The organism is Bacteroides stercorirosoris, assembly GCF_900142015.1.
GTDB lineage: Bacteria > Bacteroidota > Bacteroidia > Bacteroidales > Bacteroidaceae > Bacteroides > Bacteroides stercorirosoris.
In genome coordinates this window covers 1-16,480 of record NZ_FQZN01000038.1, presented here as the reverse complement: position 1 = coordinate 16,480, position 16,480 = coordinate 1, and the positions used below count along the sequence as shown (strand labels likewise).

Below are 16,480 nucleotides of genomic sequence, written 5' to 3'. Positions count from 1 at the left end.
TTACCGGCTGAGGAAATCGGCTATGTCCTCTTTCTCGTCCATATTCAGCTTTTGGCGGATGGTTGTTTTCCGCTGATAAACCGTGCGCACACTCTGCTGGGTGACTACGCTGATTTCTTTCGTTGAAAAGTTGGCTTTCAGTAGGCAGCAGAGTTGTAGCTCGCGTTCGTTCAGCGCATTGCCAAAGCGGGTGAAGATGTGCGTGTAGAAGTTGCCGTATATGGAATCAATCACTTTATAGAGGTCTTCCCAAACCAGCAGGTCGTCCGAGGGGATATCTTCTTGGGTGATACGTGTCATCTGCGACAGAAACTCTTGGTTGTTTGGCGTGGGGTTGGTGGCAACCATGCGTATGATGCCCATTTGCTGGAGCAGGATTTTCTTGAAGAACTGGTCATTTTCGTTGTTCGCCTTCTCAACGTCGGCCCATAGGTGTTTCAAGGTGTCCAGTTCTTCTTCTTTTTCTTCCAGCAATTTCTTTCTCCGCTGGATGTAGAACGCTACGAGAACCGCGGCCAGAGTAACGACCAGCAATATAATGATGAGCAACATCTGTTCCCGTTGCTTGGCGATGGACAGGCGGAGGTTTCGCTGTTCCAGTACCCGTTTGGACTCATTCTTTTCGGCAATCACTTTCTCCCGGTTGAGGAAGTCCTCAAGCATCCGGTTGAGGAAGTCCTCAAGCATCCGGTTGGAGAAGAGGGTGATATCTTTTATAAGGAACTGATTAGTGGAAATATATTGCATCAGGGTGTTCTGAATGAGGTAGTAATTGCTCAACGACAAGTCCTGGTCGATGTAAGGCAGGTGGGTGTCCTTGCTCTTCTGCATGTAGTATCTCGCCGAATCCATCTGGTGAAGATTCAGGTAATACCTGCCCAGGGCGCTGTAAGAGAGTGTGGTGTACTTATCGTTTGCTGCAAGATAGCGGCGGAGAACTTCGCGCTGGATGTCGATTGCCTGGCGGTGCTCGCCGAAGTCGCTGAGAATGTCCGCATAGTTTCGTGATATAAGTCCCCATGAGTTGAGGGCATAGTTAGGATGGGCGGCTGCTTCGCAGGCTTTTTGCAGGTAAAATAAAGAGGAGTCTTTCTGCTGGAGATAATAATAGGTGATGCCCAGCATGTTGTAAGTTACATAAGTGTCCGGGGCATTTCTGTCTGCCGCCAGCAATTCTTTCAGGTATTTCACGGCGTCCTCAAAGTTCTCATCTCCCGTACTTTGGATGGCGCTGGATCTTAGCAGCTGGATGGTGCAGGCACTATCTTGCGCTGCCCGTGCGGTTTCTATTCCTTCGCGCAGAAGGTTTGCGGCTCCCGTCCGGTCGCCTTTCCACCAGAGGTGTTGTGCGAACAGTTTGTATGCCTGGGTTGTTCGTATAATATCATGGTGCTCTTTGTAATAGTCCAGCGTGTATTTTAGTAGGGAGTCTTCCGCTGTGGAGCGATTGCTGTTGTAGTGTGCCTGTCCGTTTACCAGCCAGTATTTTGCCAGTACGGAGTCGGTCAGCGCTTCCGGTTCGTGTATGGATTGCAGAAGGATAAGGGCATTGTCCGGATTATGGGAGACAATGGCTTCGGCCCTGTCTATTATATCATTTGCTTGCTTATGGTAGTTGCATGATGATAATGAGAGAATGAGGAGCAAGAGTGTAAGATGCTTCATGATTGTCGGTATTTATTGGGGCAAAGATACTATATATTTATGGTTTGTCATTACCTTTGCAGATTCAAAGTGGTTGTCGGTATGTTTTTTTGAATAGACTAAGAATGAGTAATATGCTAAAGAAGCTGTTCTCCCTTTTCGGGGGAAACGAGGAGATTCCGGATTCGCAAGCTCTGCTTGCTCCTATGGAAACCTTCGATAAACCGAAGGTAAAGGATATTGTGCGTCGGTGGATTCTGTACGTTGATGCGCATGAAACCCTGCCGGATGATATCGTGGCGCTGAACTTCAACGTATGGGAAGCGGTGGACGAAGATAACGTAAGCTGCTATACGCTTGAACTGATTGGCTCGGAACAATACGATGCCGAAGATGATGACTGGGCATGCGAGGAAGACTTCGAGCCGAAGGAGAGGAACTGCGACGATTTGCAGCTTTCAAGCAAGATTCCGTGGGAGGATGTGCTGAAAGGCATGGTGGATGTGCTGAAAGAACTGAAGGATGAATTGGGTGGAATAAGTTTATTCCGGGTGAAGCACATCACGGTCGGGTTTTCGGAAGGTGATCTGGTGGTTGTGAAGTAAACTTCCACCCGTTCTTTATTCATTCGCTTCCAGCATCCCGATTAATTGTACCCGCTGTATAGAGAAGCTATTGCTTTCCTTTTGCACGTACTTTAGCAATTCAAGTCCGTCCTGGTGAAGTTTTGATTTTCGCAGAAGGTCGTCCGCTTCCATTTCATCCGATATTTTCAGCATGGTCATGGCGGCAAGCTCTATTTTTCCCATTTCATTGGGGTCACCTTTATACCGGTCAATCAGTTCCTGGGTATTCATGCTCATCAGTTGGTCGGTAGGAAACCCGAGAATCTGCCTGCTCAGGCCGTCGTATTCTACCCACTCATTCCAGCGATACTTTTTCTTCCGGAGCAGGGCGTTGACAATCAAAGTGATGATCTCCTGGATCATTCGTATCAGGTAATCTTGCTTGATCATAATTCTTTGTTTTTATAATGTTGCTTGAAAAGGTTGTAAACTGATTACAAAGTTAGTGATATTTTTAAGATATCGCTGAAAATCTCTACCTTTGCACTCATTATTAAATATAAGGTAGAGCAATTTCCATGAATAAGATAACTTCCGTATGTGTATATTGTGCTTCGAGCACTAAAATAGATCCCACCTATTTTGAAGCTGCCCGCGAATTGGGCACTTTGTTGGGACAACGCCGCATTCGCCTGATAAACGGTGCGGGTGGCATCGGCCTGATGAGTGCCACTTCTGATGCCGTACTGGCTGCGGGCGGAGAAGTGACCGGTGTTATTCCCCGCTTCATGGTGGAGCAAGGTTGGCACCATAAAGGGCTGACAGAAATGATAGAGGTGGAGAATATGCATCAGCGCAAACAGAAAATGGCGGATTTGAGCGATGCCGTCATCGCTTTGCCCGGCGGGTGCGGTACGCTGGAGGAATTGCTGGAAATCATCACTTGGAAACAGCTTGGCCTCTATCTCAACCCTATTGTCATCCTCAACACCCGTGGTTATTTCGACCCCCTGTTTGAGATGATGCAGAGTGCCATAGACGAGAATTTCATGCGCCAGCAACACGGAGCCATCTGGCACGTGGCGGAGACCCCGCAGGAAGCTGTCGAATTGATACATACCACTCCCGTCTGGGATAGTTCCATACGTAAGTTTGCGGCAATATGATCGGGCTGCTGCTGACATGGATGACGGGTTTTGAGGGAGTACCTATTCCTTATTCCCCTAAGCTGGACGACGGAGTCACCATACTCTTGCTGTGCTGTTTCTTCATGTCTGCTTATGTATTGTCCCGTAGCCGCAAGTTCCTGGTGCAATTGGCGAAAGATTTCCTGCTCAACCGCGAACGGACCAGTATCTTTGCCGCTACCACTGCCACAGATATGCGCTATATGTTGCTGCTCATCTTGCAGACTTGCGTGTTGGCAGCCGTTTGCACCTTCAATTACTTTGTAGACGTCCGTCCGGAACTGGGAGAGCGCATCCCTCCTTACGTCCTGCTCGGGACATATCTTGCGGTGTGTTTGCTTTATCTTTTTCTGAAGTGGCTGACTTATTCCTTTCTGGGTTGGATTTTTTTTGACGCAAGCCGCACCAGCCTTTGGATGGAGTCTTATTCTACGTTACTTTATTACATCGGATTTGCCCTTTTTCCCTTCGCTTTGTTTCTCGTTTACTTCGATTTGAGTTTGTTATCAACTGTGATAATTGGTTTATTTCTGGTGTTTTTTACTAAAATATTGATGTTTTATAAGTGGATAAAGCTTTTTTGTGGCAATTTATATGGCATTTTGCTTTTAATGTTGTACTTTTGTGCCCTTGAAATCATACCTTGTTTCATTGTGTATCAGGGTGTGTTACAACTAAATGATTATTTGATAATAAAATTTTAGGACGTTGAAAATTAAGAAAGTACTTGTGTCGCAGCCGAAACCGGCATCAGAGAAATCTCCTTACTACGACATTGCAGAGAAGTACGGTGTGAAAATCGATTTTCGCCCGTTCATTAAGGTGGAAAGTGTATCTGCCAAAGAGTTCAGACAACAGAAAATTTCTATTCTGGACTATACCGCAGTAATCTTCACATCGCGTCATGCCATTGACCATTTCTTCCACTTGTGTACAGAATTGCGTGTGACCATACCGGAAACTATGAAATATTTCTGCGTTACGGAAGCCGTTGCCTTGTATATCCAGAAGTATGTGCAGTACCGTAAGCGTAAGATTTTCTTTGGAAATACTGGAAAGTTTGAAGACTTGTTGCCTTCCATCATCAAGCATAAGACTGAAAAGTATTTGGTTCCGATGTCTGATGTGCACACAGATGAGATTAAGAATCTCTTAGAAAAGAACAAGATACAACATGCGGAAGCTGTAATGTATCGCACTGTAAGTAATGACTTTACTTCAGAAGAAGAGTTTGACTATGACATGCTGGTATTCTTTAGCCCGGCAGGGGTGACTTCTTTGAAGAAGAACTTCCCTGATTTCCAACAAAGGGAAATCAAGATCGGTACGTTTGGTTCCACTACCGCACAGGCAGTGCGTGATGCCGGACTCCGCCTTGACCTGGAAGCTCCCAGTGTACAGGCTCCGTCTATGACGGCAGCGCTGGATATGTTTATTAAGGAGAACAATAAAGGAAAGTGAGAAGAGAGTTATCAGTTATTAAGTTATTGGTTATTTGCTGATGGCTTGGTGATGATAACTTTAAAGCTATAGATTACGAGCTGCAAGTGGTTGTGCTTTTATGCCCCAAACATTTGTAGCTCGTAATTTATTATTTCTCCCTCCATAGCAAATAACTAATAACTAAATAACTAATAACTTCCCCATCATGCCCAACACCCTGTGCAAGTCCGAACGACTGGACAAGAAGAAAGTTATTGAGAAGATGTTTGCGGGTGGTTCCCGCTCATTTTCCGTCTTCCCTCTGCGCGTGGTATATCTGCCGGTGGAAGGGCTGGAAGCTCCTGTCTCCATTCTCGTCAGTGTGTCGAAGCGCCGTTTTAAACGGGCGGTGAAGCGCAACCGCGTGAAACGCCAGATACGTGAGGCATACCGGAAAAACAAACATGAACTGTTGCAGGTGCTTCAGGATAAGGAACAACAACTTGCTATGGCTTTTATCTATCTTTCGGACCGGCTGACCGATTCGGCGGAGATAGAAGAAAGAATGAAGATTGCGTTGGCGCGCATCAAGGAGCAGGTATCCTTATGAAAAAGCTGCTTTCATATCTGCTGTTGCTGCCCATCTATTTCTATCAGAAGTGCATTTCACCCCTGACTTCCCCCTCATGCCGTTTCACTCCCACTTGTTCGCAATATGCCGTTGAGGCAATAAAGAAACATGGGCCTTTCAAAGGATTGTATCTGGCGGTCAGACGCATCCTGCGTTGCCATCCCTGGGGAGGTTCCGGATATGACCCTGTTCCATGAAAATCCCAGTTGATATACATACGCACAGACAGCCACAGGTGCCCGGAGAGGCAATTGTGAACTGTTTCCCCGAAACGTTTGTTCCGCAAGCGGGTGGTTGGTATTCTGTGGGGATACATCCGTGGCGCATTACTTTGAGCGACGTGACTGCGCATTTTGAAGAATTGTTGCATCATCCCCAGGTATTGGCTGTAGGTGAGGCTGGGTTGGATAAATTGGTTGAGGCTCCTTTGCCTCTACAGATAAAGATTTTTGAGTTCCAGGCGCGTCTGGCGGAAGAAATAGACAAACCGCTTGTCATACATTTGGTGAAAGCCGTGGATGAACTTCTGAAGCTGAGGCGGAGGCTGCATCCGATGAAACCGTGGATTATTCATGGTTTTCGCGGAAAAGCGGCTTTGGCGGAAGAATATCTCCGGCATGGCTTCTACCTTTCTTTCGGTGAAAGGTATCAGGAAGAAGCATTGCGTATAGTGCCGCCGGAGCGGCTGTTTATAGAGACGGATGAAAGTACGATGCCTGTCGGCAGGCTTTATGAGCGGGCGGCTGAAGTCCGCGAAATTCCTCTGGAGGAACTCAGGGAGACGATTCGGAGGAATGTGGACGAAATCTTTTTTAGGCGATAAGAGTTGTATGTTCAGATAAAGAGTCGTACTTTTGCAATTACAAAGTATATCAAATATTTAAATAGTTAATCATTCGATGAATTTTGTAGAAGAATTGAGATGGCGTGGCATGCTCCACGATATGATGCCTGGTACGGAAGAACTTCTGGCTAAGGAACAAGTGACCGCATATATCGGTTTTGACCCTACGGCGGACTCATTGCACATTGGACACCTTTGTAGCGTAATGATACTGCGTCATTTCCAACGTTGCGGACACAAGCCGATGGCACTGATCGGCGGTGCTACGGGGATGATTGGTGACCCTTCCGGTAAGTCGGCGGAACGCAACCTGCTCACAGAAGAGATTCTGCAACGTAATCTGGATGGCATGAAGAGACAGTTGAGCAAATTCCTGGATTTCGAATCCGATGCTCCTAACCGTGCCGAACTTGTGAATAACTACGACTGGATGAAGAACTTCACTTTCCTTGACTTTGCACGTGAGGTAGGTAAGCACATCACCGTAAACTATATGATGGCGAAAGATTCTGTGAAGAAACGCCTGAACGGTGAGGCTCGTGACGGTCTGTCCTTCACGGAGTTCACTTATCAGTTGCTGCAAGGCTATGACTTCCTGCATCTGTATGAAACCAAAGGTTGCAAGCTGCAAATGGGTGGTTCCGACCAATGGGGCAACATCACCACAGGTGCCGAGCTGATTCGCCGCACAAATGGCGGTGAAGTGTTTGCGCTGACCAGTCCGTTGATTACGAAAGCTGACGGCGGTAAATTCGGCAAGACCGAGTCCGGCAATATCTGGCTCGATCCCCGTTATACTTCTCCCTATAAATTCTATCAGTTCTGGTTGAACGTGAGCGATGCTGATGCGGCACGCTACATCAAGATATTCACTTCTCTGTCAAGAGAGGAAATCGAGGCTCTGACGGCTGAGCACGAAGCTGCACCGCACTTGCGTGTGCTTCAGAAGCGTCTGGCGAAAGAAGTGACCATCATGGTTCACTCAGAAGAAGATTACAATGCGGCGGTGGATGCGTCCAATATCTTGTTCGGCAATGCTACTTCCGATGCTCTGAAGAAGCTGGATGAAGACACCCTGCTGGCTGTATTCGAAGGTGTCCCCCAGTTCGAAGTGTCTAAGGATGCTGTGGCTGCCGGTGTGAAGGCTGTCGACCTGTTCACTGAGAACGCGGCTGTCTTCGCTTCCAAAGGCGAGATGCGTAAGTTGGTGCAAGGTGGTGGTGTTTCTCTCAACAAAGAGAAGCTGGAAGCCTTCGACCAGGTGATTACCTCTGCTGACCTTTTGGATGAAAAATACCTGCTTGTGCAGCGTGGAAAGAAGAACTACTATCTGATTATTGCCAAATAAAGGGCTAATTAGTAGCAAATATGAAAAAATGCCCCGAAATATTTGGATATTTCGGGGCATACTTCTATCTTTGCACCGCTTTTTAACAGAAAGCGCATAAGTTTGGACTATGGTGTAATGGTAGCACAACAGGTTTTGGTTCTGTTTGTCCAAGTTCGAATCTTGGTAGTCCAACCAGAGAAAGCCCTGAAAGAGAAATCTTTCGGGGCTTTTTTGTTTGGAATAACTCTGATATCCTTCTCTATTGTATTATTTTCTGTTAAAGATTTCCTCTTTTTCGTCCATTTGAACAATAATACTACATAATTGGTACAAAAACGCAATGTTTCTCCGTTTTCTTTTGCTACATTTGCATCGTGTACGTAAACGAGGTATGCCAATAACCGATTATTATAAACTTTAAAACGTAATAGAATTATGAAAACGAACTATGAAATTCGCTATGCAGCGCATCCCGAAGATGCAAAAAGTTATGATACCAAACGCATCCGTCGTGATTTTCTTATCGAAAAGGTTTTCTCTGCTAACGAAGTAAATATGGTATATTCCATGTACGACCGTATGGTTGTGGGTGGTGCAATGCCCGTGGGCGAAGTGTTGAAACTGGAAGCTATTGATCCGTTGAAGGCTCCTTTCTTCCTGACCCGTCGTGAAATGGGTATTTATAATGTAGGCGGTCCCGGTGTAGTGAAAGCCGGTGACGCTGTATTCGAATTGGATTTTAAAGAAGCTCTCTACCTGGGTTCGGGTGACCGCGAAGTGACTTTCGAAAGCAAGGACGAAAAGAATCCTGCCAAGTTCTACTTCAACTCTCTGACCGCCCACCGTAACTATCCTGACAAGAAAGTGACGAAAGCTGATGCCGTAGTTGCTGAAATGGGTAGTCTGGAAGGCTCCAATCACCGTAATATAAATAAGATGCTGGTGAATCAGGTGTTGCCTACCTGCCAGTTGCAGATGGGTATGACGGAACTTGCTCCGGGCAGCGTATGGAATACAATGCCGGCACACGTTCACAGCCGCCGTATGGAAGCATACTTCTACTTTGAAGTACCTGCAGACCAAGCTGTCTGCCACTTCATGGGCGAAGTTGACGAAACCCGCCACATCTGGATGAAGGGCGACCAGGCTGTATTGTCTCCCGAATGGTCCATCCACTCTGCCGCGGCTACTCACAACTATACCTTTATCTGGGGTATGGGCGGTGAAAACCTCGACTATGGAGATCAGGACTTCTCTTTGATTACCGACCTGAAATAATATTGAGTAAACTGCGAATCTGAATCGTAATTAAGAAACAAGTAATTTTTAAACCTAAGTAAATAAATTTATGGTAAACTTTTCATTAGAAGGCAAGGTAGCACTCGTAACCGGTGCTTCTTACGGAATTGGTTTTGCTTTGGCAACCGCATACGCGCAAGCCGGTGCAAAAATCGTGTTCAACGACATCAAACAAGAACTGGTAGACAAAGGTCTGGCTGCTTACAAGGCTGAAGGCATCGATGCTAAAGGTTATGTATGCGACGTGACGAACGAAGACCAGGTGAATGCTATGGTTGCCCAGATTGAGAAAGAAGTGGGCGTAATTGATATTCTGGTGAACAATGCAGGTATCATCAAACGTATCCCGATGCACGAAATGAAAGCTTCTGAATTCCGTCAGGTGATTGACGTCGATTTGAACGCTCCGTTCATCGTATCAAAAGCTGTTATCCCTTCTATGATTAAAAAAGGTCACGGTAAGATTATCAACATCTGCTCTATGATGAGCGAGCTGGGTCGTGAGACTGTATCTGCTTATGCTGCCGCCAAGGGTGGACTGAAGATGCTGACCCGTAACATCGCTTCCGAGTACGGTGAATACAACATCCAGTGTAATGGTATCGGCCCGGGCTACATCGCTACTCCGCAGACTGCACCGCTTCGCGAACCGCAAGCTGACGGATCACGTCATCCGTTCGATGCATTCATCGTTGCCAAGACTCCGGCTGCACGTTGGGGTACTCCTGAAGATTTGATGGGTCCTGCCGTATTCCTGGCTTCCGACGCTTCTGACTTCGTAAACGGCCACGTACTCTACGTAGACGGTGGTATTCTGGCTTACATCGGTAAACAACCTTAATAATAATTAGTGGACAAGGTTTCAGGAACAAGTTGTTGAGGAGGGAACACCCCTTCCGGCTGACTTGGGGCTGAAACCTTGTTTGCTTTACACTAATATCTTTTCTTTGTCAACTTGTTCCCTGAAGCCTTGTCAACTGAGAGGCGTTTCTCTGAGACCTTGTTGACTAAAAAGCAAATTGATTAAGCAATATGAAAAAGTTATTTCTTTTAGTGGCAACAGTATTATTCTGTTTTGCTTGCACTAATACGAAGGATGTGGTTACTGTAACGGTAAACAATCCTTTGGCAATGGAGCGTTCCAATGAAATGGTCGAAGTGGCCATGAGCGACATCACCAACCAGCTGAAGCTGGCTGACACCGCTCAGATTGTGGTTCTGAATGCTGACGGGCAACAAGTCCCTTATCAGATTACGTATGATGAAAAGGTTATCTTCCCGGCAAGTGTGGCAGCTAACGGTACGGCTACTTACACTATCCAGGCAGGTACGCCGGAAGCGTTTGCAGTAAAGGCTTGCGGAAAATATTATCCTGAGCGTGTGGACGACGTAGCCTGGGAGAACGACCTGGTTGCTTTCCGTACGTATGGTCCTGCTCTGCAGAAGACTGGCGAACGTGCTTTCGGATATGATGTATGGACGAAGTACAATACGACCGAACCGGTTGTAGAAGCCCGTTATGCAGGTGAACTGAATCCGGAGACCAAAGCTAAGATTGCTGAATTGAAGAAGACTGATCCGAAAGCTGCACAGGAATTGTATCATTCGGTTTCTTATCACGTAGACCATGGAAATGGTCTGGACTGCTATAAAGTAGGTCCTACGCTGGGTGGCGGTACTGCTGCTCTGATGCCCGACGGTGAGATCGTTTATCCGTATTGCTATGCCACACAGGATATCCTGGATAATGGCCCGCTGCGTTTCACGGTGAAACTGGTCTACAATCCGCTGAATGTCAAGGGTGACTCTACGGTGATTGAAACACGTGTCATCACACTGGATGCAGGTTCTCATCTGAACAAGACAGTCGTTACTTATGATAATCTGAAAGAAACGACTCCGGTAGCTGCCGGTATCGTTTTGCATGAGCCGGATGGTGCCGTTGTGGCTGATGCCGCTAACGGTTACATTACTTATGTAGACCCGACGGACAATGTGAACAATAATAACGGTAAGATTTTCGTAGGCGCTGCTTTCCCCGCTACAGTGAAGGAAGCTAAGTCTCTGCTCTTCCCCGAAAAGGAAAAGAACGAGCTGCGTGGCGGTGCAGATGGTCACGTACTGGCTATCAGCGATTATGAGCCGGGTTCAGAATATGTTTATTACTGGGGTGCCGCTTGGGACAAAGCCGACATCAAGACTCCGGAAGCATGGAATGCATATATGGCAAACTATGCTCAGAAGGTACGTAACCCGCTGACGGTAACGGTAAAGTAATCACTTTACCTCATTTCTGTAGGGTTATGAATTAATTCACCACAGAGTAACACAGAGTCTCACAGAGTTTATCAATTTGAAATCAAAAGAATAGAACTCCGTGAGACTCTGTGTTACTCTGTGGTGAAAACTCATTACTGCACCGTTTTAGTCTTATAACTCACAATCTGTGTCCTTTGTGGTGAAACTTATTCAACCAGCACGAAGTATGCCCATTTCTCCGGTTCCTTCGGATATCTTTTCACCATTTCCCATTGTGCTGTAATGAAAGCTTTTCGTTTGGATGTCTTCAATTTCCAGTTCTGATAAAACAGCGACATGAATTCTGCTGTTTCCTTATCCGGCACTTCCGCCAAAGTCATAATCATGTTTCTTGCTCCGGCTGAGCGGAAAGCTCGTTGGAGTCCGTAAACACCTTCTCCGTCACGTATTTCACCCAATCCGGTGTTGCAGGCAGATAGTACTACCAACTCTGTATTCAGCAGACTCATGCCGAATATCTCGTAAGCAGTGAGCAGACCGTCATCCGGCAGGTTCAGCGAGGCAGAATCTTTCCATGCTGTGCTTGCGCCCGATAGAGCCAGTCCGGTGCGTAGGAGCGGGTTGTAATAGCCGCTTTTCCCTTCCTGATTCAGACCTTTGTTTTTAATGTCCGGGTCGTAGGGCAGATAGAAGCCATGTGTGGAAATGTGGAGTATGAACGGTGACTCTTTCCGGGCGGATAAATCCCTGAATGCGGTTTCCGTCGCTTGTCTTCCGGAAAATACTTCTACCTGGCATCCTTTCTCCTTCAGTAGGGCGGAGACGGATGTTATTTCCCTTTTGGAAGATGGCAGGTAGTGAAACCCTTGTCCCCGTACCGGGTTCTCCAGTTTGGAGGGCGGGAGTCCGTAGTCCGCCGCGCCAAACAGGACGGCCGGTTTCTTCTCCGGATATAAATGATATTTCTTCATCAGCCTGTCGGTGGCACAGAGATAGAACGATAATACATAGTCATTGCACAGGTACGCATTATTGTCGTCCACTATTCCGGCAAGAGGGACAGTGCTCAGTAGCCCAGTGGGGTAGAGGGAAATCACGGCCCGCTCGCCGAAATGAGCCTGTATGGGCTTCCAGATATTTTTCAGAATGAAGTCGTTCCGCCGGTCATGATCGATGTCATTGAGGGCCGTTCTTAACGGTTCTTCATCGCAAAGCGGGACAAAGTGCGGAGCTTTGTCCACCTCCGTAAAGACGAGTGCGGCATATTGCCGCGCACCGTTGTCGGGGCGGTGTATCAAGACGAATTCCACCATCACTTCTGCGTCGGCTGCTATAATCTTACGCACCGATTCCCATTCGGTAATGCAGTGGTAAGGTTTGTCCACGTTCTCCAGTACGTATGTCACAGCTTCCCTGCTCAGTGCCATGGAGCGCATATTGCTCAGTATATGGGGCAGGTAGTCTCCCTTGAGGTGCACGTTCATGGCATCTTCCGTCAGCATGAGTTTGGACTGTCTTCGGCTGAGTTCCCGCAGGTATTCGTCACCTTGCATGGAGATCATCTTTGGATTGTATATGGTAGGCGATACCAGGAAGAACTGCTTCATCAGTTGGGCGTTGCCGTACATGAATTCCGCCATGCCTCCGTGGCTGATATGCCGGTAGGCGAAGGTCTGCATTTCGTCATACCAGGGCTGGAAGAGGTTGAGCATGTTGGTGCGGTCCAGATCTATATAATAAGGTATATAAAGGCCTAATGTGTTGATAAGACATTCTTTCATCTCCCGATAAGTCTGGAGACTTTGGCCGATTTCGTTCTGGTGTTCGTAGCAGCGGGCTACGAGCGTAAAGCTGTCGAAGAAGTTGCGCAGGACGTTCAGCCTGTAGAAGTCCATCGAATTCATCGATTCATGATATCTCCTGCCGGCTTCCTTACGCAGAGCTTCGGCGGTGGCGTAGTCCTTCTTCATGATGGCTATGCAGGCGCGGTTGCATAGGGCATCCTTGAGTCCGGTTATAGTCCGGGTGGGGGTATCTGTTTCTCTTATTTCACCGAGCACTTTCTCCGCGTCTTTATATTTCCCGTGTTGGATGAGCGCCATGATCCATCTGTTCTTTAATTCTTCCAATTCGAACTCCATGAATGCCTTCTCGCCCAGTTCGGCAGCTTTCCTGAAGGATTTGATTGCGTCGGCATATCGTTTCTCCTGATAGTAATAATCCCCCTGCAAGGTGTAAGCCTTGGCCTTATTATACTTGGCGTCCGCAAATCTGTATAGGCTTAGGGCGGATTTGAGCATTTGCTCGACATGACCGCGGAGATGGGCATTGTGCATCATGCTTTCTGCCACCAGTGTGTATGCGTTTGCCAGCCGGGCGTATGCGTTGTAGCTGTCTTCGCTCAGAGAATTGCTGTAGTCCATGTCTTCTTCCTTGAAGGAAAAAGACTGTATCAGGGCGGGTAGCAGCAGTTTGCCGATGGAATCTTTGGCCTGCACGTTGAAGGGGACGGTGAGCGAAGCGAGCAATGCGGCTTCATCGTACATACCCCTGTTGAAGCAGTAGAGTGCCGTTCGGTGAAGTTCTCTTGCAAAGGTGATGTTGTCGGGGGCTTTGCGAAGCTTTTCTATCTGGCGTTCGCAGGCTTTTACTTCAGGCTCTTTGCGCTGCGCCTGTAGGGGCATGATGTTTGCCAGCAGTAGGATGAATATTCCCGTGATGTATCGTGCCATAGTAGTTGGTGATTGTTTTAGAACAGGTATTTCTCATTTAGTTGTTTCAGAATGGCAGCAGCTTCCGTTGCATACAGTCCGTCTTTCCGGCTGATGGCTTCCGCTGTTACTTTGGCTTTTTCCCGGTTGTTGTCGTACAGATATGCACAAAGCAATAACCATTCGGCTTCTTCTCCATACTCCGAATCGAGTATTTGAGGCGTCAGCAAGGCAATGGCATCTTGTGCGCGTTCCTGCTTCAGATAGCCGGATGCGGTGTGGAGTATGGCGGCGGTTTCGTTTCCACCTCTTGATGGTTCGATGACCGGTTCCACGTAATAAGTCCGGAAAATGTCTGCCGGAGCATAACGGTGACTGTTGCCGACGAAGAACAGTACGCCCAGCACAATGGCTGCTGCCGCACCGCTCCAGAGCCTTCGCAGACGCTTCCTGCGTGAATTTCCGGTCAGTGTGCGGAGCGCTTCTTTTTCCGCTTCCCTGATTTCGGCTTCTGCCAGGAGGCCACGTAGCTTGACTTGTTGTTGCAGTTCCCCGTCCGTTTCCAGTTCCCGGATGAAAACTGCGCGTTCTTCCGGCGCCATCTCGTTGTTGATGAAGCGGTCTATCTGTTTGTCTCTGTACGTATCTATCATTTCTTCTCCTTTCTTTTCCAGTGTATATCAATGGTTTCCAGTCTCTTTTGCAGTTCGAAGGTCAGGCGGCGGAGGCAGGAACTTTTCTTGTTTTTGGCTACATCGGCATCTTTGTAATTCATCCGCAGGGCTATTTCTGCCATCGGCAGGCGTTCCCAGTAGAAAAGGGTAAGCACGCGGCGGCAGATTTCTTCGGTTTCCTGCACTAATTGTGCCGCTATCTCCTGGGCTTCCCTCCATTCCCGGGGCGTTTCGTTGGCGGCAATCCATTCGGAGAAGAGGTTCTGTTCCTCTTCCGGCTCCATCTTGTTGCTGCGCATCCAGTTGCAGGCTTTCCGCTTGCCTATCTCGAAAAGATAAGTTTTCAGCGAGGCTTGGCCCTCTGTATATTTGCCGTCACGCACGTTCTGGCATAAGGTTATGAAACTTTCCTGATATAAGTCGCATGCCGTCTCCTTGTCTATGCCGTAGTATTTGCGGAGGAACGATAGGAATGGCGGTTTGTAAAGCTCGTATAAACGGGTTACTTCTTCCTGGCGGCCGGTTTTTCCTTTACCGAGTAGTTGTGCGATGATTCCCATAGGCGTATCAAGGTTTAAGTCCGAGGCGAAAACTATCCTGCGGGTTTGTACACTCCATGTAGGGGGTCTGTTTTCTTTTCTTCTTGTTGGCGGTCAATGCTTGCATCTTTTGTTTCAGCAACAGGGTGAAGCGGTCGACGTTGAGGAACGTATTTTTCGTTTCCCGTGCTGCTTCGCAGAAAGCATACGTAAGCAGTCCGTAGTAGCGCGACTGCCGGGTGTCGAAGTATTCGAAGTTGATTTCATCTGCCAGGCAGGCACTGAAAACCACTGTTGGGGCAAGTCCCGCTTCTTGTTTCAGGTGCAGGCTCAGTTCCTGGTGTTTGCCTGCGGTGGGCACGTAGTCGTCCGGGGCAAAGATATAGCCTGTACCGCGAACATAATCATCAGCTTCCGGCAGGCGGTTGCCCGTGCCGCTGTGACAGGCGTCCAGCACCACGGTGACGTGTCCTTCAGCTCCGGCCTTGCGTCGCAGGCGGCGTATCCATTCTCCAAGTTCGTCGTCGCGCAGGTGGTTTTCGCCTTCATATTCTCCCGGCTCGTACCAGAAGAGGGCATCGTAGGGTATCAGGGCTTCGTCCAGTCCGTCTTCTTCATCTCCGTTGTCGTCCATCATCTGCTGGCCGTGGCAGGAGAAGTGCAGATGCACATGGTCGCCTGCTTGCGTGGAGTTGCAAAGGTTTTGCAGGGCACGGATGATGCCTCGTTTGGTGGCTTGAGCATCGGTAAGGGTGGTGATGCCCGTTTCTTGGTACCCACAGGCAGCAAGCAGGGAATGCATCAGGCGGGCATCATTGTCGGCATGGATATTTTCCCATCCGTTTCCGTCCGGATAATGCGATATGTTGACGAGCAGCGCCCGGTTGGTCTGGGCGGAGACGGTAAAGGTATTCAGCCATAGGCAGATGAAAAGGCTGTATCGTAATAGTAGTCTGTATTTTGTCATTCTTTCATTGAAATGATTGCTCTGCGCAAAAATAGTCTTTTATCGGATATTTGTGGCAGTTGGAGCTGAATTATTTTGAGGTGGAGTATGAGTGGCGCTTTTTCCAGAGTCCGCAATTATTATCGTTGTGCAGCGAATATTCTTTTGAATGAATAGCTACTTTCTTTCGGATAGGATAGAAAGGGGAGTGCAACTCTGTTCCTCACAATTGGAATGTTAGTTTCATCTAACTGAAACAATTATTTCATAGGGTTGGAACTATTGTTTCACACCATTGAAACTGTTGTTTCACTTCATTGGAACTGCAGTGCCTGATGTGTACTGGTTTTAGTTGACAACTTCGGTTGTTATGACTTAATAAGTTTACTCACTATAATTTAATTCCTAAAATTGTTTACTTCCAAGGT

Annotated in this window: 17 protein-coding genes and 1 tRNA gene; 12 read left to right on the top strand and 6 right to left on the bottom strand. The window is 47.7% G+C overall.

Features of this window, described 5'->3' with window-relative positions:
- Complete coding sequence (locus BUC01_RS21105; protein WP_025833321.1) at positions 1-1,665, bottom strand: tetratricopeptide repeat protein; 1,665 nt, start codon at positions 1,663-1,665, stop codon at positions 1-3.
- Between the two features lie 113 nt (positions 1,666-1,778).
- Here BUC01_RS21105 and BUC01_RS21100 point away from each other — a divergent pair, with 113 nt between their 5' ends.
- Positions 1,779-2,249, top strand: coding sequence for a hypothetical protein (locus BUC01_RS21100; protein ID WP_081795824.1), 471 nt, complete (start codon positions 1,779-1,781; stop codon positions 2,247-2,249).
- Between the two features lie 15 nt (positions 2,250-2,264).
- Here BUC01_RS21100 and BUC01_RS21095 read toward each other — a convergent pair whose 3' ends face one another.
- On the bottom strand, positions 2,265-2,660 hold the full coding sequence (locus BUC01_RS21095) for a hypothetical protein (protein ID WP_025833323.1): 396 nt from the start codon (positions 2,658-2,660) through the stop codon (positions 2,265-2,267).
- A gap of 128 nt (positions 2,661-2,788) precedes the next feature.
- Between BUC01_RS21095 and BUC01_RS21090 the strand changes: the two genes are divergently transcribed.
- The 11 genes from BUC01_RS21090 (at position 2,789) to BUC01_RS21040 (ending at position 11,200) form a co-directional block, all read left to right on the top strand.
- On the top strand, positions 2,789-3,376 hold the full coding sequence (locus BUC01_RS21090; protein WP_073314776.1) for an LOG family protein: 588 nt from the start codon (positions 2,789-2,791) through the stop codon (positions 3,374-3,376).
- Complete coding sequence (locus BUC01_RS21085) at positions 3,373-4,101, top strand: DUF4271 domain-containing protein (RefSeq protein WP_025833324.1); 729 nt, start codon at positions 3,373-3,375, stop codon at positions 4,099-4,101. The genes BUC01_RS21090 and BUC01_RS21085 overlap by 4 nt, the downstream gene beginning before the upstream one ends.
- A gap of 4 nt (positions 4,102-4,105) precedes the next feature.
- Positions 4,106-4,858, top strand: a complete 753-nt coding sequence (locus BUC01_RS21080; protein WP_025833325.1) for a uroporphyrinogen-III synthase — start codon at positions 4,106-4,108, stop codon at positions 4,856-4,858.
- Positions 4,859-5,045: 187 nt separating this feature from the next.
- Positions 5,046-5,429 (top strand): ribonuclease P protein component, encoded by a 384-nt coding sequence (rnpA, locus tag BUC01_RS21075; protein ID WP_025833326.1) that lies wholly within the window; start codon positions 5,046-5,048, stop codon positions 5,427-5,429.
- Positions 5,426-5,647 (top strand): membrane protein insertion efficiency factor YidD, encoded by a 222-nt coding sequence (yidD, locus tag BUC01_RS21070; RefSeq protein WP_025833327.1) that lies wholly within the window; start codon positions 5,426-5,428, stop codon positions 5,645-5,647. Before rnpA ends, yidD begins: the two co-directional genes overlap by 4 nt.
- Complete coding sequence (locus BUC01_RS21065) at positions 5,644-6,273, top strand: TatD family hydrolase (protein WP_073314774.1); 630 nt, start codon at positions 5,644-5,646, stop codon at positions 6,271-6,273. The genes yidD and BUC01_RS21065 overlap by 4 nt, the downstream gene beginning before the upstream one ends.
- A gap of 76 nt (positions 6,274-6,349) precedes the next feature.
- Positions 6,350-7,642: a tyrosine--tRNA ligase gene (tyrS, locus tag BUC01_RS21060; RefSeq protein ID WP_025833333.1), complete on the top strand. Its 1,293-nt coding sequence runs from the start codon at positions 6,350-6,352 to the stop codon at positions 7,640-7,642.
- Between the two features lie 103 nt (positions 7,643-7,745).
- Positions 7,746-7,819, top strand: a tRNA-Gln gene (locus BUC01_RS21055).
- 240 nt (positions 7,820-8,059) lie between these two features.
- A complete protein-coding gene (gene kduI, locus BUC01_RS21050; RefSeq protein WP_025833335.1) occupies positions 8,060-8,902 on the top strand; it encodes a 5-dehydro-4-deoxy-D-glucuronate isomerase in 843 nt (280 codons plus the stop codon).
- Between the two features lie 70 nt (positions 8,903-8,972).
- Positions 8,973-9,764: a gluconate 5-dehydrogenase gene (locus tag BUC01_RS21045; protein WP_025833336.1), complete on the top strand. Its 792-nt coding sequence runs from the start codon at positions 8,973-8,975 to the stop codon at positions 9,762-9,764.
- A gap of 191 nt (positions 9,765-9,955) precedes the next feature.
- Positions 9,956-11,200, top strand: coding sequence for a DUF4861 domain-containing protein (locus BUC01_RS21040; RefSeq protein WP_073314771.1), 1,245 nt, complete (start codon positions 9,956-9,958; stop codon positions 11,198-11,200).
- A 188-nt stretch (positions 11,201-11,388) separates the two neighbouring features.
- On the opposite strand, the gene BUC01_RS21035 is transcribed toward BUC01_RS21040, so the two are convergent.
- Genes BUC01_RS21035 through BUC01_RS21020 form a run of 4 tightly spaced genes read right to left on the bottom strand, consistent with a single transcriptional unit; the run spans position 11,389 to position 16,073 of the window.
- A complete protein-coding gene (locus BUC01_RS21035; protein ID WP_073314769.1) occupies positions 11,389-13,914 on the bottom strand; it encodes a CHAT domain-containing protein in 2,526 nt (841 codons plus the stop codon).
- 17 nt (positions 13,915-13,931) lie between these two features.
- Positions 13,932-14,546, bottom strand: a complete 615-nt coding sequence (locus BUC01_RS21030) for an anti-sigma factor family protein (RefSeq protein WP_025833342.1) — start codon at positions 14,544-14,546, stop codon at positions 13,932-13,934.
- Positions 14,543-15,127 carry an RNA polymerase sigma factor gene (locus BUC01_RS21025; protein WP_025833344.1) on the bottom strand — a complete coding sequence of 195 codons (585 nt, stop codon included), beginning with the start codon at positions 15,125-15,127 and terminating at the stop codon, positions 14,543-14,545. The genes BUC01_RS21030 and BUC01_RS21025 overlap by 4 nt, the downstream gene beginning before the upstream one ends.
- Before the next feature lie 7 nt (positions 15,128-15,134).
- The gene (locus BUC01_RS21020) at positions 15,135-16,073 is read right to left on the bottom strand and encodes a caspase family protein (protein ID WP_025833346.1); all 939 of its coding nucleotides are present in this window, start codon (positions 16,071-16,073) and stop codon (positions 15,135-15,137) included.
- Positions 16,074-16,480 lie beyond the last annotated feature (407 nt).